Raw genomic sequence first — 23,054 nt, 5'->3', positions numbered from 1 at the left:
TTTTATTATTTTCTTTCTAATAATTTTTAATATAGTTTAGCATTTATCGGAGGAAAAAATGTACAAAATTCTATTTGGGCTGTTGAACTTCACTATAAAAGAAAAAACGTCTTAAATCCTATAATAAAAAGGATTTAAGACGTTCATCGTTCATGATTCTTACAAAGCTACAGTATATCCTTTAGCTCCCTTTTTCAGTTCCTGCCCATTTACATACAATTTACGTTCTTCATTTTCAGGTAAATAGAAGCTAAATGATTCATACGGAAGCTTGTATTCCCCTTCAATTTTATAGCTTACTTCTATTTTTTCAGAATCTGAATTCATTTGAATCGAAACAATTGTATGGTTTTCTTGGTAGTTAGCTGAAATACCATCATCCTCATACAGCTCATAAGAAGTATGGCCGGATTCTTTAACTGGAAATAACAAGAATCCTCGCTCATCTTTTTCTTTATTCAAGAACGTAGTATCTGCATCATTAATTGGAATAATGCTGCCTCCTTTAATTAATAAAGGATTATATTCTAATGGTGCCGGGATCGTCACAGTTTGACCACCTTCATACCATTCAGCTGTATGGTAATCATACCAACCGCCTTCATATGTTGGTAAATAGACTGTTCTTTCTCTTTGTCCTTCTTCAACAACTGAAGCAACAAGCATAGATTCACCTAACATGAAGTCATCATTTTCTTCAAATGTTTTTACATCTGATTCAAACTCATAAAAAGTAGGACGCAGGATTGGCTCGTACTTTTCATGTGCTTTGTATAAAGCCGTATAAAGATACGGGATGATGCGCTGACGGAACTTGATTAAATTTCGAATAGTATCAGTTGTCTCTTCATACATCCAAGGTACATTCACTGATTTGTCGTCATTCCATGAATGAATCGTAAAACGAGGATGGAAAATCCCGTTCTGTACCCATCTGACTAATAATTCTGGCTCTGGAGCCGGGCCTGAGAATCCGCCAATATCATGTCCAATATTATATATACCTGACATGCTTAATCCAAGCCCCATTTTAATATTGTATTTTAAAGATTTCCAGCTTGTATAGTTGTCACCAGACCATGTTTGCACATAACGCTGCATCCCTGGGCTTCCTGATCTTGAAATCAAGTATGGTCTGATCTCAGGAGCGTATTCTTTTTGTGCTTCATAAGAAGCTTTCATCATTAATAGCGGTTGGAGAGCACGTACAGCTTCAAAGTTAATTTTCTCTCCAAAACCATTACATTGTGCATCTTTTGACCAAATTTCGAATTCATTATTATCATTCCATGTGGAATCGATCCCATATTCCAGCAACTGTTCTGTTACTTTTTGTTTCCACCAATTAACAGACTCTTCATTTGTAAAATCAACATATGCACCGACTTCATCCCAGAATTGAGACATTTCTGTGTTTCCATCACCATTTTTAATAAACATCTCTTTTTCCTTCAACTCACTGAAAAGCGGGTGATCTTTTAATAAAGCAGGTTTAATATTCGCACAAAGTTTTACACCTTTTTCATGATATTCATTTATAAATCCTTTAGGATCCGGAAACTTATCTGTGTTCCAGTTAAAAACGTAACGCTTATCTCCTATTGATGTATACCCTGAAGATAACTGAAAAGAATCACAGATGATATCATGTTCTTCACATTCTTCAATAAACTTTTTCAACTGATCCTGTGCATCAGGGGCATCGGTATAGGTCATTGTCGAACCAGAGTATCCAAAACTCCATTTTGGAGCAAAGATTGTTTTACCAGTAAGCCAAGAATATTTTTTCACAACATCTTTCACTTCTGGCCCTAAAATAATATAATAGTCCAAATCCCCATCCATTGATTGATAATAACGATACCAACCATGATAATTATCCATTTCATTTCCCATATCAAAAATGCTTTGTGCCATATTATCATAGAAAATCCCAAACGAAATACCTGTTTGTTTATTTCTAGTAATATAGAATGGAATATGTTTATACAATGGATCTGTATATTGAGCATCATAGCCCATTGGATCAATACTTAACATTCGATAACGTTTACCATATCGATCCATTTCTCCGCTTTTTTCACCCAATCCATAATACTGTTCATCTTTCGTACGTTGGAGATAGTGAAAAATTCCTTCTCCTAATGAACCGTCAAAATTATAGGATTGTGTGTTACGGTCAGCAGCAATTTGCTTCACATTTCCTTCACTGTCTTTTGCATACCAGGTAATTTTAAATCCATCTAAATTAATATTCAGCTTTAACAATTCCGTCTCAACTGTGCAATATCTTCCATCTTTTTGGAACGTGTATTCCGGTAGTGAATATGGGGATAAATCAAGTCGGTCTCTTCCCTTAAGAGGCACGTCATCCATTCCTGGAGCGACTAGCCATGTATTTTTCACCTCTAACTTCTCACTTTTGGTCATCAATACTCGTATCATATCTTGTTCTAACACCATAATTCGGGCTAGCACATCTGAATTTTCTAATTTGAATGTTAACACATTACTCTTTTCATCTAAAAACTGAAATTGATAATTTTCTCTTAAAGACATTCGATTCACCCTTTTTCTGTAAGTTATCTGTTTATAAGAGTTTCGTCATTTATTTTTAGAAAAACTTGGCGAAAGCCCTAGTTTTTCTTTTACTATTATCCATAAAATTTTTATACAAAGCAGATAGCAGGTTACTAACCTGCATCTCTACTTTTAATAACCGAGCATTCTTGGCAGAACCATACTGATTTCTGGTATATACGTAACCAGAAGCAAGACAATAATTATACAAATATAAAATGGAATTAGCGGCTTTATCACATCTTCTAAATCTAAATTAGCAACACTTGCACCAACAAATAGAGCACTTCCAACTGGAGGTGTAATATTACCAATACTTAAATTCAAAATTAGCATAATTCCAAAATGAATCGGATCCATTCCAAAACTCGTTACAATCGGTAAAAAGATTGGTGTAAAGATAAGAACAGCTGGAGTAATATCCATGAATGTTCCAATAATTAACAAGAATATATTGATAATGAGAAGAATAATAATTGGATTATCTGAAATCCCCATTATCATTTCACTAATCGCAGTTGGAATACCTGTGAAAGCCATTACCCATGACATAATAGATGAAGCAGCTACAAGAAGCATAATGACAGAGGTAATCTCCACTGTTTCCATAATTATTCTAGGTAAATCTGATAATTTAACCGTACGATAAATCATTGCCAAAATAAATGTATATGCTACAGCTACTGCAGCAGCTTCAGTGGCGGTAAAAATCCCGCCTAAAATCCCGCCGATCACGATAACAATCAACATTAAGCTTGGGATAGCATCGAAAAACGTCTTAAGTGCTACTTTAAAAGGTACTCTTTCTGAAACAGGATACTTTCTGCGTTTGGCAATAATAAAACCAACAACAATACAAGCTAATCCCCATAAAATCCCTGGTAAATAACCTGCAATAAATAAAGCAGCTACAGACGTTCCTCCACTAACTAGTGAATAAAGAATCAAGGCTCCACTTGGTGGAATAATTAATCCTGTTGGTGCAGAAGCAATATTCACTGCAGCTGAAAATTTTGGATCATAGCCTTCTTTCTTTTGTAACGGCCCCATTGTACCGCCAATTGCTGCAGCAGCTGCAACAGATGAACCAGAAAGAGAGCCAAAAAGCATATTACCAAGTACATTTGCATGAGCTAAAGAGCCTGGCATTTTTCCAACAAGCACCTTTGCAAAATTTATGAGACGCTCAGCAATACCGCCATTATTCATCAAGATCCCTGAAAGAATAAAAAACGGTACAGCTAACAACGTAAAACTATCAAGTCCAGTTACAATTTTTTGTGATGCTGTAAAGATTGCCATATCCATTGGCAAAATGGTAAGAATCGTAACCATAGAAGCAATCACAATACTAACCGAGATAGGCACACTTAGAACAAGCATGAGAATAAATACAACAACTAAAACAAGTCCCGCCTGTAATGCCATAATGCTCACTCCTTTATTCTAGATACCCCTAGAGTTAAAAATTAATCAATCTGAAATTGGCTTTTGTTTTGTGAAATACTCCTTTACATGGAGTATTAAGTAAAATAGAAATAAAATCCCCGAAACGATTAGACTCAAATATAAATACTCCATTGGCATTCCTAATGCTGATGAAACCTGACCTACTGCATTTTGGTAAGCTTTTGTTCCACCAAAAAGAAGGATCACTGCAATAAACACCAAGACAATTGCCTCAACGAGTAATTGCACAAACACTTGATATTTTGCAGGTATTTTTCTAGCAACAAAAATAACTGCTAAATGTTTCTTTCTTCCGTACGCATAGGCTGAACCAACCATTGTCAGCCAAATAAGAGAATATCGTAAAAACTCCTCTGATACAGTACTAGGAGAATTTAGAACGAAACGAGTAAACACTTGCCAACAAGCAATTAAGACCATAACGATCATTAAGGAGCATGTTAAAAACGCTGTAACCCTATCCACTATTTTTCTCATAGGATCGTCACCTTCTCTCATATTTTTTAGGCCTCTCTTTCTGAAATGAACCAATCAGAAAATAGAGGCCTAATATTCCTATCACTTATTTTAGATGGCTTTGGAAGTCATCGAAGTATTTTGCATTGGTTTCATTTTCTGCTTTAAATGTCTCATGAAGTGGTGCTGCTGCATCAATAAATGCCTGTTTATCTATTGTATAGAACGTTACTCCCATTTCTTCTGAAGCTTTAATAGATTCTTCAACTGCTTTATTCCATACATCTTTGTGACTTTCAGATGAAGCTGTTGCTGCATCTTGAATTGCTTTTTGCTGATCTTCTGATAATTTATCCCACATGTTAGTGCTTACAATCAGCACATCAGGTACATATTGGTGTTCAGTATAGGTATACGCCTTAGCAACCTCACCATGTTTACTATTCGTTAAAGCTGTCTCATTATTTTCTGCACCGTCAATTACTCCTTGTTGAAGAGACGTATAAACCTCGCCATAAGACATAGGCGTTGGCGCTCCACCCATTGCTTCAATCATTGAGATAGATGTTGGGCTTTCTTGTACACGAATTTTTAAACCTTTCATATCAGCAGGAGATTCTACTTGTTTGTCAGCTGTGTAAATACTGCGCTGACCTGCATCATACCAGCCGATAGCAACGAAGCCTTGATCTTTTGTTCCTTGGAAAATTTCTTGAACAGCTTCACTATTATCCATTACTTCATGGTAATGCTCTTTGCTTTGGAATACATATGGAAGTGAGAAAATAGCATAGTTTGAATCAAACGCTTCCAATGCACTCGCACTTACCTTTGCCATATCAAGTGTTCCTGATTTTACAAGCTCAATTACATCACGCTCTTGACCAAGCTGTCCATTTGGAAAAACTTCAACCTTAACATTTCCTTCTGAGTTTTCTTCACTTAGTTTTGAAAACTCCACTAATGATGTATGAACTGGATGATCTTCCGGCTGATTGTGTGCTAATCGTAAAGAAACTGCTTTTTCACTACCGCCTTCTGCATTATTTCCTCCAGCACTATTTGATCCACATGCAGCTAATAATGATAAAGATAGAATACTAGTTGCAGCAATTGAAAATATTTTTTTCATTTTCATAAGATATTTCCCCCTAGCTTTTGTTTAATGTTTTAAAATATTCTAACTGTAATCCCTTTCAACACTACTCAAAAAAATATTTGTTATGAAGGAATGACCTTTAACTTCAAAAAACGTTTTCATTATTTAATGATAAAGGGTTTCCATTCCTGTTCCAACAAATATAACAACGTTGTTATTACATTTCCTATCCTACATGATGAAAGCCCTTTTTTCAAGTAGTTTTCGACAAAAAATTTATGAAAATACCATTGAAAGCGTTTGACATTTCTCTTTTGACCTGTAAAAATATGAATATATATTTTAAATACGTGATTATTATTAACAACGTTATCAAACGTTGTTATTCGAATATAAAAATAAATGTTTAGTTGGTGAATTCTCATGACAATAACGATAAAGGATATTGCAAAACAAGTTGGCGTTAGTTATTCAACTGTTTCTAAAGCTCTAAATGATAGCCCGCTTGTAAAACAGGAAACAAAGAATAAGATTATAAAATTAGCAAAAGAGATGGGTTATGAACCAAATTATGCGGCTCAAAGACTTGTCTCCAAACAATCAAAAGTTATTGGTTTAATTTGGCCAACATTAGAGCGAGTTGCCCCTTCTACTTTAATAACAAAAATTAATGAAGAAATTAGTAAACATAACTATTCAATGATCCTCTCCATTAACTCAATTGAGGAATCAATTGAAATGTTTAAACGATTCCAAGTAGATGGAGTCATCATATTTAATAGAGATAACTTTGAAATGCCAAAAACATTTCCAATGCCTGTTGTGTCCTATGGTGTTAATAGAAATAAGTCTATCCCTGTTATTGATGTAAATTATAAGGAAGCCATGCATACTGCTGTAGAATACTTACATCATCTTGGCCATGAAAACATTGCTTTTCTTGGAGACTTTTCTTTTATCGATGAAAGACAGGTCGAAAAATATTATGGATTCCAGCAAGCAATGGAAAAATTCGGTTTAAAAATTAGCAGTCAAAACTTGGTCAATACCGGTGGACTTGATTGGTATGATGGTTATATGGCAACGAATCGCCTTTTAAGCTCACCATTTCAACCTACAGCAATTATCGGAACGAGTTATGATATTAGTGCCGGAATTGTCCGCGCTTTAAGACAGGCGAATTATATTCTACCTAAGGATATGTCAGTTATTAGCTATGATAATATTCCTCAAATGGAAAATTTAGAGGTTCCATTAACAAGCGTCGGAGTTCCTGTTGAAGAAATTGCTCAAAATATGGTGCAAACGTTGTTAAATTATATTAAAGAACCGGATTCAGTTCCACTTAGTCAAACGTTAATACCTAAAATTAATGAAAGAACTTCCTGTGCCAGAGCTGGTAAATTACCATTAGAACAATAAACACAACTTTGTAAATCTGTCTTTAATGACATATATATCTTTTAAGAAGATTCCTGCATAATCAGGAATCTTCTCTTTTTATTTTTATTTTTCCTCGAACTTAATTCAAAATTGGTATATCTGATGTGCTAGAGTTCTGACCAGTTGCAGCTTCTATCGCAACCTCAAGTTCAGCTATAAACCGATGTTTTTCGATGTCAGACCAACCAAATTGGGCTCCCATATATTCGCATACATTAAATTTCCATTTTCTAACGGAATCAATATCAAACAAGAGACTTCCGGTTCTTCTAAAGTAAAAATCTACTGGGGTAGCTGCCATCTCATATTCAATTGCATAAAGTAACTTAGCAAAAATAACTAATGGAATGTCATACTTTTTCGCTTCTTCTTTCTTTTCATTTAGCAATCCAAATACAACCGGAGCATTTGACCCATAAAATGAAGCAAGATGAATAGCATCTTCTTTCGATAACCCTGCTTCTACTCCTTTTCCTGCTGTATCTTGGACAAACTTTGCGTAATTTTTTGAACCTCCAACATCTCCTCCAGAAATAGGAAGTTTCAATGTTTGGCATCCTTTAAAAGTTCTGCCTTCTTCTGATTGGAATTTCTGTGCAACAACATTCACAATTGTTTCAGCCATTTTTCGATATCCTGTTAGTTTTCCACCAGCAATTGTAATCAAGCCTGATTCAGATTCCCAAATTTCATCCTTACGTGAGATCTCTGAAGGATCTTTCCCTTCTTCCAGGATAAGCGGACGAACTCCAGCCCAAGATGATTCCACATCATTTCTCGTAGCCTTTACTTCAGGGAACATAAAATTAATTGCATCAATAATGTAATCAACATCCCCTTGAGTAATTTCCGGAGACACGGGATCATCATGATAAAATGTATCTGTTGTCCCTACGTAAGTTTTTCCATTTCGCGGGATCGCGAATATCATCCTTTTGTCCTCTTTTGTATCAAAATAAATGGCTTGTTTTAACGGAAAGCGAGACTGATCAATAACGATATGAACACCTTTTGATAAGATCAAGCCTTTCCCTTTTTTAGATCCATCTTTTTCCCTTAACCCGTCTACCCATGGACCAGTTGCATTAATGACTTTTTTTGCTCTTACTTCAAACGTTTCACCTGTTAACTGGTCTTCAACAATGACTCCAACTACCTTGCCGTTTTCATATAGAAAATCCTGGACTTTGGCATAATTTATCGCCTTTGTTCCTTTCTCAACTGCAGCCTTTAACACTTCTATTGTTAACCTTGCATCATCTGTACGATATTCAACATAGTATCCTCCGCCCTTTAAACCATCTTTTTTAATTAATGGTTCTCGTTTCAGCGTTTCTTCTACATTAAACATAACTCTACGTTCGCTTTTTTTCACTCCTGCTAAGAAGTCATACACTCTTAGTCCAATAGAAGTCATAAATTTCCCAAAAGTTCCTCCTTCATAAAACGGAAGCAGCATCCACTCTGGTGTTGTAACATGCGGGCCATTTTCATATACGATGGCTCTTTCCTTTCCGACTTCTGCAACTACCTTAAAATCTAACTGCTTTAAATACCTTAATCCTCCGTGTACTAACTTTGTAGAACGACTAGATGTACCTGCTGCGAAGTCCTGCATTTCAACTAATGCTGTATTCATACCTCTTGTTGTCGCATCAAGAGCGATTCCTGCTCCTGTAATCCCCCCGCCAATGACTAATAAATCAAATGAATTCCCTGATAAGTCAGAGATCATACTGTTTCGCTTCAAATTGGTTAACATATGTTTTTCCTCCTTATATACGTAAAAAAAGAGACCACGAACAGCATTATCCAAAAATAGATAATGTGTCGTGGTCTCTCCGTTTCTCAATACCGTTTATTAACTTATCTGTATTATACCAAATTTCGTTCAATTTGGGTATAGCAAATTTAAAATATAATCATTTAAATGCCATAGCTGCATGAACCGCCTTTTTCCAGCCATCATATAGCTGATCACGTTTATCTTTCGTCATATTAGGCTCGAATTGTTGATCAATAGCCCACTGTGACTCAATTTCCTTCTGACTTTCCCAATATCCAACAGCTAATCCAGCAAGGTATGCTGCTCCAAGTGCCGTAGTTTCATTAATCACTGGTCTTTCCACTTGAACGTCTAATATGTCACTTTGGAATTCTAATAAGAAGTTATTCTTGACTGCCCCGCCGTCGACTCGAAGTGTTTTTAGCTTGATCCCTGAGTCAATCTCCATTACAGATAATACATCTTTTGTTTGATAAGCAAGTGATTCAATCGTTGCACGTATAAAATGCTCTTTGCTCGTTCCGCGAGTTAAACCAAAAACAGCCCCTCGTACCTCACTATCCCAATAAGGTGTACCAAGGCCAACGAAGGCTGGAACTACATAAACACCGTCTGTTGAGTCTACTCTTTTTGCATATTTTTCACTATCACTAGCTTGATTCAACATTCTCATTCCGTCTTTAAGCCATTGAATGGCAGCACCTGCAATAAAAATACTTCCTTCAAGTGCATACTCAACTTTTCCATTTATTCCCCAAGCAATAGTCGTTAATAAACCATGCTCAGATTCAACTGCTTTTTCACCAGTGTTCATTAGCATAAAGCATCCTGTTCCATAGGTGCTTTTCCCCATCCCTTTTTCAAAGCAAGCTTGTCCAAACATGGCAGCTTGCTGATCACCCGCTGCTCCTGCAATTGGAACTTCCTCACCAAAGAAATGATATCCAACCGTATGAGCATAAATTTCAGAAGATGATCTCACTTCTGGTAACATCGAAGCTGGGATATTTAAGATTTTTAATAATTCTTCATCCCATTTCAGCTCATGTATATTAAACATCATCGTTCTGGAAGCATTACTATAATCAGTAACATGCGCTTTACCACCGGAAAGCTTCCAAATAAGCCATGTGTCAATTGTTCCAAACAACAATTTTCCCTCTTCAGCCTTGCTCCTTGCCCCGTCAACATTGTCTAATATCCATTTTACTTTTGTACCTGAGAAATAAGGATCAATTAATAAACCAGTTTTTTTACGAATCGTATTTTCATATCCTTCTTGCTTCAGCTCTTCACAAATATCACTAGTCTGCCTTGACTGCCAAACAATGGCATTATAAACAGGAGCACCTGTCTCTTTATCCCACACGACCGTTGTTTCTCGTTGGTTCGTAATTCCAATTCCAACAATTTGTTCAGCGCTGATATTTGTTTCTGATAAAACAGTTGCAATGACAGCAAGAACAGATCCCCAGATCTCATTTGCATTATGTTCAACCCATCCGGCATGCGGAAAATATTGAGTAAATTCTTTTTGGGCAATATGGACAATCTCACCTTTTCTATTAAAAATAATGGCTCTTGAACTAGTTGTCCCTTGATCTAATGATAAAATGTATGTTTCCATCTATAGTCCTCCTACAATAAAAGCTGCCAGTGTAATTGTTATTTTTAGAAAAACTTGACTTATCGCTATAGCATTACTTAGCAAGAGTATTTTGCTTGCATAGAATGGCTTATACTCTATGAGTGCAAGTCCAAATGGCAAAAGCCTTTGTTTTTCTACTATCATCCATAAAATCTTATGTTTTCTGATAGTACAAAAAAAGAAGATTCGACAGAAAACACCCTATGTTTGGCATTTGTCTGTGAATCTCCTAATCTCCGTCACACTCATTAACTTGTATTAAATTATATCCCGATTATGGAAACGATGTCAAATGGTTTTAAAATTTAAAATAACACCGATCACTTCTGGAGAGTTCCGTTTTTAGGTGCTTTCCTTAATATAATCGCCGAATGACGAACGATTAGACATAGTGATTGGTTTTATTAAAGCTTTAAAAAATCGCGGCATAGGGGGATGATGACATAGTCCCTTTGGAAAAACAGAGAAAGTGGTCTTCATTACGGCGATGATGACCTAATCCTCTTGGAAAACCAAAGAAAATGGTCTTCATTACGGCGATGATGACCTAATCCCTTTAGAAAACCAAAGAAAATAGTCTTCATTACGGCGATGACGACCTAATCCCTTTGGAAAACCAAAGAAAATGATCTTCATTACGACGATGATGACCCATCCCTTTAGAAAACCAAAGAAAATGGTCTTCATTACGGCGATGACGACCTAATCCCTTTGGAAAACCAAAGAAAATGGTCTTCATTACGGCGATGACGACCTAATCCCTTTAGAAAACTAGAAAAAAAAGTTTTGATAGCAACAACCTTGATAAACAGAACGCTTTCTTATCACTTTCGGTGTTTTTCTACTTAAATTTTCTTTCCTACCTCATGGTCTGGTGAGGTTTTGTTACCGGTTGATGCTTCGTATCCAACCATATACTTTCCTTTTTTAGCATTTTTTACAGCATCCGGCATCTTGTATTGATCTAAATCATCCTGAAATTGCTTCTCTTTCATACTATACCCCTTTTATTAAAGTTATTGTTATTTCTGTAACATTATCTCCAAACTGGTTATAACGATGAATGGTAATTTTCTACAATAACGACATATCAATAAAAAATACAAAAGGGTATAGGAATCCAAACATTGGCATAACCATGATTGATTTTTCTTTTACTCTTCCTTCCTCATCCTTGCTGCCGCCTGAGTTAATATGAGTAGAATTAAGATTACATTTTTAATTGCAGGCAATGGAAAAAACAATAGTAAGTTTAGAACGCTAATCGCTAACGTATTTCGAAAAATTAACAAGAAGTCCGGGCAAACAAGTTGAAAGTGTTTAAAACCAACCCACAACTCTCTGCAACCCCCAGATGAGGTGGATAATCCTGAAAGGCAATCGCAATTCCCAACATTGGTACGTATTTAAATACTAGGAAATACATAGTTCCTGGTAATGCAAGAAGGTATAAATACTTATCTTTTTACAATTAGTCTATAGAGGCTTTTTAATTTCGCCTCCTTTTTTTGTAAATGGTTACTTTTTGTTGTATATCAATTTCTCTTTCCAGTTTGGCACCTTCCTTTTTTAATAAAATTCATTCTGCATTTACTTCTTTGATTAATTCAAAAGTATTACACCCTTGCATTTCCTGCAATGATATCTTTTATTTTAAATGTTTATTTCTTTCCCGGATCAATCGCTACTCCGTCACCGACTGGCAAGCCAAACTGATCATTAACCAACCCGCACAATAAATTATAGAGGCTATAGCAAGTGATGACACTGATGGTGCAAAATTATTACTTAAAAAACATATTGAAAATACAAATCATCAGTAATAATGGTTTGGAGACCTTTTTAAAAATCGTAAACACCCATTCACAATATCAATATAGGTTTTTATTAATTATGAAACATTGTATTGTGTACATAAAAATATGTTTTATAGTAATCGCAGAGAACCTCGAAGTTTATCACCATTAAATGAAATGCAACCCGAATGATAGAGACAACTAACATTCGGGTTGCATTTTTTTAAGGTGATCATTCATTTACTTAATTCGTTTTTATTTTTATAAACTTTCTTTTTCCCACTTGTACAATTAATTCACCTGTAATTGAGACTTGTAATTGCGGATCTACTACTTTTTCTCCATCAAGCTTCACTCCACTATTACCAATCATTCTTCGAGCTTCACTTTTAGAGCTTAGTAATTTTAATTCAACAAGTAGATCTAAGATAGGTAATTTCTTTTCCCCTTCCCAAATAACAACTGGAATCTCATCGGGCATCGTTCCTTTTTGGAAGACAGAAACGAAATGACTTTCTGCCTTTTCTGCTGCTTCATCTCCGTGGTACATTCGAACAATCGTTTTAGCAAGCAGCATTTTTGCATCTCTTGGATGTAAAATACTGTTCTGTACCTCTTCCTTTATTTTTTTGATCATGTCTGGTGTAAAATCAGTCACTAGCTCAAAGTATTTACTCATTAATTCATCTGGAATTGACATCACCTTTCCATACATTTCTTGAGGGCTTTCATCAATCCCAATGTAGTTGTTCTTCGATTTAGACATTTTCTCAACACCGTCTAGCCCCTCTAACAATGGCATTAATAGGGCGACTTGCTTTTCTTTTCCAAACTTTTCTTGGAAATGTCTTCCCATTAAAATATTAAAATGCTGGTCAGTCCCACCTAGTTCAATGTCATTTTCTAAAACAACGGAATCGTATCCTTGCATTAATGGGTAAAAGAATTCGTGCAATGATATTGGCTTATTAAAAGCGATTCTTTCCTCAAAATCATCTCTTTCTAAAAGTCTTGCAACCGTTATTTTTCCGGCTAATTGAATCACATCCTCGAAATTCATTTTAGATAACCATTTAGAATTGTAGTGCAATTCAACCTTTTCCATATCGATAACCTTTGCAAATTGGTCAAAGTATGTTTTCGCATTGTGCTTTACTTCTTCATCTGTTAGCTGTTTTCTAGCAATAGATTTTCCAGTTGGATCACCAATTTTCCCTGTAAAATCACCAATAATGAGCTGAATAATATGGCCATTTTCTTGGAATTGTCTCATTTTATTTAAGACAACGGTATGACCAAGGTGAACATCTGGAGCTGATGGATCTAACCCTAATTTGATTTTTAAGGGACGATTCTCAACAATTGATTTTGCAATTTTAGCTTCTAATTCTTCAGTCGGGATAATCTCCTGTACACCTTGACTGTATAGTTCAAGTTGCCTTTTTACTTCTAATAATTGTTCTTCAGTTAATTTCATATTTATTTCCCCCATCTTTAACTCCTCCTAGTAAAAAATATAAAAAACCACATCCCTAAAAAGGGACGTGGTTTAACTTTTGCACGCGGTACCACCCTTATTGAAGAATCATGATTCTTCCGCTCAATAGTTAACGGCTTTCAACCGTTCTTTGCTGCAAATTACTGCAACAAAGAAAGCTCAAGGAGTGTAATTCGTGCTATCTATGTATCGATTCACACCACCCATCGACTCTCTGTTTACATGGAGATAGCTACTACTTCTTTTCCTATCATCACTTATTAATATTTCATTTTTTGTTAGAACCCATTATCTCTTATGACTTTTCTAAGTAGTTTTGCAAGCGTTACTTGTTCTGATACTTCTAAACCAGAAACAATGCCAACTTCACCTTCATGAAAACGCGGATACAGCTCCTCTATCACTTGCTTGCCTTTTTCGGTCAATAAAACAAAGGTATTTCTTCGATCTTTTTCATCAACTTTACGGTAGCAAAGCTCTTTTCGTTCTAATGTGTTTGTTATATTACTTATTGTGGCTTTTGACACACCAGCTGATTCTGCCAGTTTTTTTGTTTCGAGTGAGTCCCATATCCACAGATCATACAGGATAGAAAAGGAAGTCCAAGAAAGACCATATTCTGCGAGTACCTCTTGCTCCATTTTATTCCTTAACCCTTGTGTTGCCCTATATATATTCGTTACAACTGCTATGGCTTCTAAATTAAGTGAATCCAATGGTAACTTTGTCAATTGACTGATTGTATCTACTTCTTCTGGGAGTAATTCTCCATCACCATTATAGATATGAATAATAGCCCACCTACTTTTTTGATAATCGTTAGCTATGAAATGATTTTAAAGGAAAATGAATGGATATGCAATAGAATGGAATGGAAAATTTCATTTTTTCTATAGGGCTGTTTTCGCAAACTTTGCAGCTAAAGTATAAGTATTGTCCTTGGAGCAGATTATTTAACTCTATGAACCACTTAAGAAGTTACCTCTTTTAAATTATATAAAATAACACCTCCCATACTTATTTTATGGGAGGTTGTTTTCAACTACTTTTCACTTAATTTACCTGAATGGTATTCTCTGAGATGACAATGGCTTGCTCTTGTGCACGCAGACATAATTCAGCAGCTTTAAAGGCATGAGCTTGGGTCATCGCTGTTTCTGCTCGGTTCATACAATCCAGGATTAATTGTCCAAAGAACGGAAAACCTACTTTGCCAGATACATTAAAATACTGTTCTCCGTCTTTATTAACTAAGTAGACGTGATCTCCCTTTTTGTCTCTTGCAAGATCAACGTATTTGCGAATTTCAATCGTTCCTTCCGTTCCAATAATAAAGGTTCTTCCGTCTCCCCATGTACTTAACCCGTCAGGTGTAAACCAATCAACACGGAAATAATTCGTTGCACCATTATCTCCAACAAGTGTTGCATCTCCATAATCATCTAACTCAGGATAATCTCCATGATGATAGTTTGCTATTTTACTATGCAATACTTCTGCATCCTTACAGCCAGCATAAAATAAAAATTGTTCAATCTGATGGCTTCCTATATCACATAAGATACCACCGTATTGCTCTTTCTGAAAAAACCAGTCCGGTCTGCTCGGTGCATTTAAACGATGTGGGCCAAATCCAGTAACTTGAATAACTCGACCGATGGCACCGCTCTCAATTAGCTCCCCAGCAAAAACAGCTCCTTCAACATGGAGACGCTCACTATAATACACCATGTACTTCTGTCCGGTTTGTTTTACCGCTTCCTTTGCTTCCTCTAATTGTTTCATCGACGTAAAAGGTGCCTTATCTGTAAAATAATCCTTACCTGATTTCATCACTTGAATTCCTAGCTCACTGCGTTTAGAAGGAATCGCAGCTCCTGCTACAAGCTTAATTTTCGGATCAAATAATATTTGATCTAGAGACTCAGCAGGCATGACTTCTGGAAATACTTTAACAAACTGAGCTACTTTTTGAGGGTCAGGATCATAAACCCATTTCAGAGTGGCACCTGCTTCTACTAACCCATTACACATTCCATAAATATGTCCATGATCAAGACAGGCTGCTGCAAACTGAAATTCTCCTTTTTCCACGACAGGATTTGGTTTTCCTTTCGGAGCATAGTTCATACCATCCTTTGACATTAATCATTCTCCTCCTTTAATGTGTGCCTGTCACATCTAAATTCATTTTCGTTACATTCTTTTTTTGAAAAGTAGATTGGTTTATTTTTTCTTGCAGCTTTTCATAAAAAAGCTCTGCATCAATTGGCAATTCAACCGGTTCATTTATCCATGAGGATAAATAGATCGCATTTGAAATTTCAAGGCCTTTAATTCCTTCTTCACCTGGTGCTAATAATGGAATTCCTTTCGTAATCGCATCAATCCAGTTTTGAATAATTCCCTGGTGACCTGTCCCTTCCCCCTCTATAGGCACATCAATTGTCCAACATTCCGGACTCCCAAAACCACCTTTATAAGTTGCGTTAAATTCACGTTCTGATTGGGTTAGGCGATAAAAGGATAGTTTATTATTTTCGACAACCATTTTCCCGCGATCACCGGCAATTTCAAAACGATTTGTGCCAGGTGCTTCACCTGTTGATGTAATGAATACTCCTGTTGCACCATTTTCATATTCTACATATGCAGTAATATCATCCTCGACTTCAATATCATGATATTTTCCATTATGGCAAAAGGCATGGACTCGCTTTGGCATCTGCCCTGTTGTCCACTGCCATAAATCCAGCTGGTGTGGGGCCTGATTTAATAACACTCCTCCTCCTTCACCTTGCCAAGTTGCTCGCCATTCGCTTGAGTCATAATAGCTTTGAGAGCGGTACCAATCTGTAATAATCCAATTCGTCCGTTTAATCTCACCTAATTCACCAGCCTGAATAAGACTTCGCAGCTTTTGATAAATCGGATTTGTCCGCTGATTATACATAATGCTAAAAACTTTTCCGCTTTCCTTTGCTGCAATGTTCATCTCTGCTACATCTTTGGTATATACTCCTGCTGGTTTCTCAATAAGGACATGCATCCCTTTAGCAAACGCCTTTATTGCTAGTTTCGGATGATCATAATGAGGTGTTGAAATAAGGATAGCATCAATACCAGATTCATTTAAAAAAGTATCCTCATCAAGAAAAGTCTTTACCTTGGATGAGGCGTAATTGGATATCGCATCAAGCTGATCTTGATTTGGATCACAAATTGCCGAAAGAATAGCTCCTTCAATTTTTCCATCCGCTAAAAACTTTGCGTGTGATGTCCCCATATTTCCAATGCCAATAACACCTACTTTAATCAACGTCATTTACTTCACCTCAAATACATTCATTTTATTTTTTCAGTAATTTTCTGTAAGTATCTTAAGCTCATTTCTAAGCTTTCTAATGGAGGCCTTTCACAAATGTCCTGCTCAACTGCATACCATTCGATTCCATTTGCTTCTCCCCATTGCAGAATTGGAATAAAGTCAATAACACCTGTTCCTACTTCCGCAAAAGTTCGACGTTCATCTTTTGTCATATCCTTCAAATGGATAATCGGCATCCGATTGGCATAGGGAGTGATATATTCCAACGGATCCAAACCAGCTTTTTTTATCCAATACACATCAATTTCTGCAAGAATATGATTATCATTTGCAGGGTCAAGCAGATAGCGAAGTCCGTCCTGTCCTTCAATGTCTATGTCAAATTCGAATGCATGATTGTGATAAGAAATACGATATTCAGGTGCTTTATTCTTGATCTCGTTTAAGCGTTTCTTAATTTCTTTAAATCCTTCGGCATGATGTAAATCTTTAGGAATCGATGGCAGGATAATATCCTTCGTTCCGTATAAATCTGCTTCGATTAATACACCTTCCAGATCATTTGTTAAGCGATCTAATGATATATGCATTCCGGCTGCCTGCAAGTTATTTTCTTTTAAAGCCAAGGCGACTTCATGTTGATCATAATCTTTAGGCAAAGCTGAAATTTGCACGCCAGCCCAGCCCATTTCCTTAAGCGCTTTAAATAACGGATGAATACCTTCCTTTATCTCTTCACGTAATGTATATAATTGTGCTGCAAATTTATGATCCATACTAAACCCATCCTTCATTGATGATTTAATCGTATTTTTCGGTATTCCTTCGCCGTTACACCTACCTTTTCGCGAAAATAACGGCTAAAATGTGTGGGGCTTTCAAAACCAGATTCATACGCGACATCTTTTAACGATTTAAGCGGTTTCATTTCAAGTAAATATTTTGCCTGTGTGAGTCTGCATTCCATTACATATTCCATGATTGTATAGCCAGTCATCAATTTAAATACTTTAGCAGCATAGGATCTGCTTAAATTCAGCTTTTCAGCAATACTTTGCAAGGTTAATTTGTTCATAAAATGCTGTTGGATATAATCTGCAATGTTTTCAGCATGCCGTGTTTTCTCTTCTTTTTGATTCGGAATTTCAATCGAATTCATTTCTCCAAGCCTATAAACAAGTATCAATGCTTGAAGCAGCAATACTTTCATTTCAGTCTCAACCTGTAGGCTCGGCATATTAGCTGACTTATTTAATGTAGCTAAACGGAAAAAAACCTTTTCTAATTCCTTTGATTCTTCATTTTCATTTGTACGAATTAAACAATTATGCAGCTTTTGAAAGGTTTCCAGCAAATACATACTGCCCATTTCCATAAGCAGACCTTTAATCCAAATAGGAGAAAATTGAATGACACTCCGAACATATTCCTTTGTTGGCCTTACATATGGTTTATGCAATGTTAAACCATCCATTACAATAATGTCACCAGGTACTAAGTCATAAATTTGATTATGAATTAAATATCTGCATTCCCCTCCATGGAAAAAATAAATTTCATAATCTTGATGAGAATGATAAGAAAAGGAATGTTCCCCATTCCATTTGTTTCGATAGCTAGCTGACAACATTTCATTCAAATCAATAAAACTTCCAATGGATTACCCTTATTATAGTGAAAACACTTGGTTCATTCATCGTCTCATATTATCTTGTTTTCTATTAAAATTATCTGAGAGTCTTTTATTACTTCTTTATTATTTAAACGTTTACAGGTTAAGTCCTCTTTTTAATAAATAAAAACTTGGCAGCCATAGGGCATACCAAGTTCAAACATTTCCATATTTAATACTAATTTATTAAGTTTGAATTTCCTTTAATGCTTCCGCAAATCGCACAATCCCTTCTCGAATGATGTGCGTTTCCCCCCGACCAAACGTAAAGCGTACAAACCCTTTCTTCGATCCAAATATACTGCCCGGAACAAAAGCTAGTCCCCTTTTCATCGATACCTCGAGCAAGTGATATTCATTAACAGTTTCATTTAACTTACACCACATATGGATACCACCCTTTGGTACAAAAAACTCGGTCTGATTCCCCAATAATGTATGCAAACTATCCACGATCTCATCACTTTGCCGCTTCAATTCTTTTCGAAGTCGTGATATATGTGAATCAAAATGAGATGAACTTAAAAATTCATTGGCAATCCATTGCGGAAAAATACTATGTCCAAAATCAACCTGTTGCTTGGCATCAGCTAAACGTTGAATTACTTGAGGCGGTCCAATGATCCATCCAATTCTTAAGCCTGACGCAACGATTTTTGATAGAGAACTAATATATAATACATTTCCATTTTGGTCCATCGATTTTAATGTTGAATTTACACTCCCATCAAAGGTTGTTAAACTGTAGGGATCATCCTCAATAATCGGAATACCAAATTCGGCAGATAATTCTAAAACACGCTGTCGACGTGCTAAAGAAAGTACGGTTCCTGTTGGGTTATGATGATCAGGATTTAAAAACACCATACGTATTCGATGCTTTTTATGTAAAGATACAAGATCATCAGGATTCATACCATGCTCATCCACAGGCAAAAGGAACGTCCTTAGTCCTGCAGACTGGAAAATGGGGAGAGAAAAACAATAAGATGGATCCTCAATTGCAACAGCATCTCCAGGTTTTAACAGACATTGAACAATAAGGTGAAGTGCCTGCTGAGCGCCTGATGTAATTAGAATTGAAGAAGAATTCGTATCAATATTTTTATACTCTCTTACGTGAGAAGAAATCGTGTCTCTCAAGATCGTATTTCCTTGTGGATGATCATAACCTAGATATCCGGTGAATCGCTGCTTTGAAAGAATTTTTTGAAACTGATCGGTCGGGAACAAACTTGCATTTAATTCACCGCTAGCCAGATTAATTAGCTCATCTTTTTCAGTTTCCTGACGAATTCGTTGTACTAAAGGAAGATTTGGCAAAAATGAGCCATCTTCTACATATCTCCCCCAATTTGGGATACGCTTTTGAGTAATTCCCCATATGTCAGTACTAACTCGTGTCCCGCTGCCTTTTTTTCGTACAACGATCCCTAACGATTGCAGCTCTTCATAAGCAGCTACCACTGTACTTCGATTTACTTGCAATTCTGTTGCAAGTGCCCGTTCTGAAGGTAACAAACTGGCTGGTGGAAACATCCCCGAAGAAATTCCCTGTTCAATATAAGCTGCAATCTGTTTGTAAATAGGTTTCTTATCTGCACGATTTGGTTTCCAATCCATACCATTCTCATACCTTCCAATGTTTCTTTATGCATTATTATAATGAATTAGATGAACACAGTAAAATCTCTAGTAACCTTCATAGTATTTTTTACTGCTTATTAATTTCAAAATATTTAACTATAAAAAACGAAAAAGCCTTGGTTTTATAACCAAGGGTCATGCTTTCAATTAATTTCTTAATATGATACCTGCGTTTGAGACTTTAGGTGATAAGCTAATGTTTTGTAGATTTTCAGATCTAAGACTATAAGACACTACTTTTTTCTTAATCTGTTTGACCACATCAACTCGGTCTTCATAGCTAAAAACAAATATTTTAACATTTTTATTACCTTTTACTACGTTTATAACAAATGGGATAACATCAGTTTCTGGATTCAAAAACAACTCTTCATTACCTGGAAATATAAAGTATTTTTCCAAAAACATTGCTTCATTAAAATCAGCAGTAAAACGAGCTTTTTCAGTTTCCTCTAAGTATGTGCCCTTAAATGTTACCGTGACATCTTTTGAATCAAGCTTCTGATGTAGCGAGAATTTATTAATAATCCAATCTACTCCATCTGATGGAATACATGTTACGGCAATTTTAAAAACTGCAAGTAAAAACGAAATAATAAAAGCCCATGTCATAATAGTCACTCCCTCTAACATGATTTGCATGTTTTACATAGTAATGATTCCATTCATTAATAGAAAATATCATAATATAATTTCCAAAATAAAAAACCATCCAATTATCGAGAACTTTTACCAACCACTTATTCACTAGCATTCTATTAGAATGGATAAGTGGATGGTAAAATTACTTCCGAATTGGATGGTTTAATATTTGATCAAATACATTAATATATGTATTTGATCAACACCTTCACTTTTTAAACAAAGGAGCATATTCAATGTCAGTAGCTGTTTTTCTTATCATTACTCTTGCCCTGCTTGCATTAATAGGAACAATTTTCGCGGCAAATGATCATGATCATCAATACAGTAAAAAAACGAAAGGAAATGTAACGAGATTAACATCCATTTACGCGATTGTCATTGTTATATCTATTATCGCAGTTGGTATTTATATTGTTCTGAGGTAACGTTTGCTTTCATAAACTATTATTCATGATTAATGTAATAACCGATTTTCTTCCTCTAAAAAACGCTGAAAGGTTATGAATGTTTTCTTAGGCTGAGTATTAAGCAGCTCAATATAATGATGCTGACGACCTGGATCAAGTACTCTGCTTTTTTCTACCCTTTCCTTCATATAAGCAATGCTAATCTTATGAATTTCCTTAACGGAATACCTTACTTCTTTTTGAAATGCAAATCCTAACGCTCCAATGGCTGCAAATATAATTGTAGAAATAAACACTTCTTCGCTCCAAGGTGTGAAAAAAACTAAACTAAGCAAATTCATAATCGAAATAGGAATAATCAGAATAGCTAGGAACGAGTATTTCCTTGTTTTTCTAATAATTGGCTGTGTTCGTTTTTGAATTTCTTCCATTTCCTTCTCTACATATCTAGGTATATTTGTAAACATATTCAACTTTATTCCTCCTTAACATAAGAAAAGCACAAGCGCCTTGGTCATCGCCGTACAAACTGGAGGAGCATCGACTAAAGATTTAGGAAACACGGTAAGCGAAGCGAACCGATGTTGACTTATCTTAGGGAGATGATCTGAAGTTTGATAGGCGATAGGCGCTGGAGCTAGACACCTACACTAAGTACAAAATTTTATACTTTCTTATCTGTGTACAAAAGCGCAAGCGCCTTGATCAGCCTCGGGCAAATAAGACGATTTAGAATAGAAGGCGTTCTTTGCCTTCCATTCTAAATTGGCTAGACCCTAGAGAGTCTAGGCGCTGGCAGTCAAAACGCGACGTCCTGTCGCAAAGACTGCACTTGCACATCCTGTGCTTCGAAGCTGGATGCCAAAGCGCTTATCCACAGTTCAATAATTTTTTATTATTTCCCGGTACATAAAAATGGCCTTATACACTTGGTGTAGGCCAATTTTTATGTACACAAATAGACCTATACCAAATTGGTAAGGTCTCGCTAACAACAACTGTTGCCAACAAAGCCGAGAGATAGCACTCCGTAATGACGACTTTGCTGTAAAAGCTACTCCCCTTAAAGAGGATCTTCAATTTTAGTTAAACTAGTGAACTATATGTATATCTTATAACAAATTAAATTTTTGGTCAATAAAAAAAGTGAATTCCTATTCACTTATTTGGTTATTAGGGCAAATCATTCAAAATTTAGATATTGTTTTTGTCGGGCAAGCTTTAATCAATACAATAAACCTAAAAACTTATTACTAATAAGACTAATTGACGGTTGCTGGAAAAGAAAAATCGAAGAACAGCGGAAGAAAAGAGGAAAATCTAGATAGTGTTTGAAGAGCTTATAGATTCAAATCATCTCGGTACATTTTCAACATATATTCGATTTCAGCTTTACTGCAAGGTTTAAAAGCCATAGAAAAAGCATATAAGTACTTCCCATAGGTATTTAAAAAATTCGTTATTTTTTTCATTTGAACCCCTCCTTCTTAAGGATAATCCTATTATCAAATCAATGTTTCATTTTGACAAAGTCTTAGAAAACGATAACATCCCTTTTGAAAACGTATAATCACTCCCC

At 35.8% G+C, this 23,054-nt stretch carries 19 protein-coding genes and 1 other annotated feature; of the genes, 2 read left to right on the top strand and 17 right to left on the bottom strand.

The annotated features are described in order from the left end of the window. Positions 1–159: 159 nt before the first annotated feature. From AC4GZ8_RS06515 to AC4GZ8_RS06500, 4 genes are all read right to left on the bottom strand, one after another. A complete protein-coding gene (locus AC4GZ8_RS06515; protein WP_491081007.1) occupies positions 160–2,559 on the bottom strand; it encodes a glycoside hydrolase family 31 protein in 2,400 nt (799 codons plus the stop codon). 153 nt (positions 2,560–2,712) lie between these two features. Continuing rightward, positions 2,713–4,008 carry a TRAP transporter large permease gene (locus AC4GZ8_RS06510; RefSeq protein ID WP_491081006.1) on the bottom strand — a complete coding sequence of 432 codons (1,296 nt, stop codon included), beginning with the start codon at positions 4,006–4,008 and terminating at the stop codon, positions 2,713–2,715. A 45-nt stretch (positions 4,009–4,053) separates the two neighbouring features. After that, positions 4,054–4,527: a TRAP transporter small permease gene (locus AC4GZ8_RS06505; protein WP_491081005.1), complete on the bottom strand. Its 474-nt coding sequence runs from the start codon at positions 4,525–4,527 to the stop codon at positions 4,054–4,056. An 85-nt stretch (positions 4,528–4,612) separates the two neighbouring features. Continuing rightward, positions 4,613–5,644, bottom strand: coding sequence for a TRAP transporter substrate-binding protein (locus AC4GZ8_RS06500; protein ID WP_491081004.1), 1,032 nt, complete (start codon positions 5,642–5,644; stop codon positions 4,613–4,615). A gap of 384 nt (positions 5,645–6,028) precedes the next feature. On the opposite strand from AC4GZ8_RS06500, the gene AC4GZ8_RS06495 reads away from it, so the two are divergent. Next, complete coding sequence (locus tag AC4GZ8_RS06495; protein ID WP_491081003.1) at positions 6,029–7,027, top strand: LacI family DNA-binding transcriptional regulator; 999 nt, start codon at positions 6,029–6,031, stop codon at positions 7,025–7,027. 100 nt (positions 7,028–7,127) lie between these two features. Here the strand turns inward: AC4GZ8_RS06495 and AC4GZ8_RS06490 are convergent, their stop codons facing one another. The 11 genes from AC4GZ8_RS06490 to AC4GZ8_RS06440 all read right to left on the bottom strand — a co-directional run bounded on the left by AC4GZ8_RS06490 (position 7,128) and on the right by AC4GZ8_RS06440 (position 21,035). After that, positions 7,128–8,810, bottom strand: coding sequence for a glycerol-3-phosphate dehydrogenase/oxidase (locus tag AC4GZ8_RS06490; RefSeq protein WP_491081002.1), 1,683 nt, complete (start codon positions 8,808–8,810; stop codon positions 7,128–7,130). A 160-nt stretch (positions 8,811–8,970) separates the two neighbouring features. Beyond that, on the bottom strand, positions 8,971–10,461 hold the full coding sequence (gene glpK, locus AC4GZ8_RS06485) for a glycerol kinase GlpK (protein ID WP_491081001.1): 1,491 nt from the start codon (positions 10,459–10,461) through the stop codon (positions 8,971–8,973). Positions 10,462–11,327: 866 nt separating this feature from the next. Next, positions 11,328–11,477 carry a hypothetical protein gene (locus tag AC4GZ8_RS06480; protein ID WP_491081000.1) on the bottom strand — a complete coding sequence of 50 codons (150 nt, stop codon included), beginning with the start codon at positions 11,475–11,477 and terminating at the stop codon, positions 11,328–11,330. Between the two features lie 1,045 nt (positions 11,478–12,522). Next, the gene (tyrS, locus tag AC4GZ8_RS06475) at positions 12,523–13,770 is read right to left on the bottom strand and encodes a tyrosine--tRNA ligase (protein WP_491080999.1); all 1,248 of its coding nucleotides are present in this window, start codon (positions 13,768–13,770) and stop codon (positions 12,523–12,525) included. A gap of 43 nt (positions 13,771–13,813) precedes the next feature. Beyond that, positions 13,814–14,039: a binding site (T-box leader), on the bottom strand. A 15-nt stretch (positions 14,040–14,054) separates the two neighbouring features. Continuing rightward, positions 14,055–14,567 (bottom strand): MarR family winged helix-turn-helix transcriptional regulator, encoded by a 513-nt coding sequence (locus tag AC4GZ8_RS06470; protein WP_491081201.1) that lies wholly within the window; start codon positions 14,565–14,567, stop codon positions 14,055–14,057. Positions 14,568–14,829: 262 nt separating this feature from the next. Beyond that, positions 14,830–15,921 carry a Gfo/Idh/MocA family protein gene (locus tag AC4GZ8_RS06465; RefSeq protein ID WP_491080998.1) on the bottom strand — a complete coding sequence of 364 codons (1,092 nt, stop codon included), beginning with the start codon at positions 15,919–15,921 and terminating at the stop codon, positions 14,830–14,832. Between the two features lie 16 nt (positions 15,922–15,937). Continuing rightward, positions 15,938–17,101, bottom strand: coding sequence for a Gfo/Idh/MocA family protein (locus AC4GZ8_RS06460; protein ID WP_491080997.1), 1,164 nt, complete (start codon positions 17,099–17,101; stop codon positions 15,938–15,940). 20 nt (positions 17,102–17,121) lie between these two features. Then, complete coding sequence (locus AC4GZ8_RS06455; RefSeq protein ID WP_491080996.1) at positions 17,122–17,880, bottom strand: sugar phosphate isomerase/epimerase family protein; 759 nt, start codon at positions 17,878–17,880, stop codon at positions 17,122–17,124. A gap of 14 nt (positions 17,881–17,894) precedes the next feature. Beyond that, a complete protein-coding gene (locus AC4GZ8_RS06450) occupies positions 17,895–18,734 on the bottom strand; it encodes a helix-turn-helix transcriptional regulator (protein WP_491081200.1) in 840 nt (279 codons plus the stop codon). Positions 18,735–18,962: 228 nt separating this feature from the next. Next, positions 18,963–20,399: a MocR-like pyridoxine biosynthesis transcription factor PdxR gene (pdxR, locus tag AC4GZ8_RS06445; RefSeq protein ID WP_491080995.1), complete on the bottom strand. Its 1,437-nt coding sequence runs from the start codon at positions 20,397–20,399 to the stop codon at positions 18,963–18,965. 171 nt (positions 20,400–20,570) lie between these two features. Next, positions 20,571–21,035: a YfmQ family protein gene (locus AC4GZ8_RS06440; RefSeq protein WP_491080994.1), complete on the bottom strand. Its 465-nt coding sequence runs from the start codon at positions 21,033–21,035 to the stop codon at positions 20,571–20,573. A gap of 266 nt (positions 21,036–21,301) precedes the next feature. Here AC4GZ8_RS06440 and AC4GZ8_RS06435 point away from each other — a divergent pair, with 266 nt between their 5' ends. Next, positions 21,302–21,493, top strand: a complete 192-nt coding sequence (locus tag AC4GZ8_RS06435) for a hypothetical protein (protein ID WP_491080993.1) — start codon at positions 21,302–21,304, stop codon at positions 21,491–21,493. A gap of 29 nt (positions 21,494–21,522) precedes the next feature. Here AC4GZ8_RS06435 and AC4GZ8_RS06430 read toward each other — a convergent pair whose 3' ends face one another. After that, the gene (locus tag AC4GZ8_RS06430; RefSeq protein ID WP_491081199.1) at positions 21,523–21,942 is read right to left on the bottom strand and encodes a DUF5392 family protein; all 420 of its coding nucleotides are present in this window, start codon (positions 21,940–21,942) and stop codon (positions 21,523–21,525) included. A gap of 873 nt (positions 21,943–22,815) precedes the next feature. Beyond that, positions 22,816–22,947 (bottom strand): hypothetical protein, encoded by a 132-nt coding sequence (locus AC4GZ8_RS06425; protein WP_491080992.1) that lies wholly within the window; start codon positions 22,945–22,947, stop codon positions 22,816–22,818. Between the last annotated feature and the right edge of the window lie 107 nt (positions 22,948–23,054).

It is taken from the genome of Metabacillus sp. RB-C-LZQ-3-1, assembly GCF_058315175.1.
Note: the sequence above shows the minus strand (reverse complement) of the source record. Positions and strands in the feature narration are given on the sequence as shown.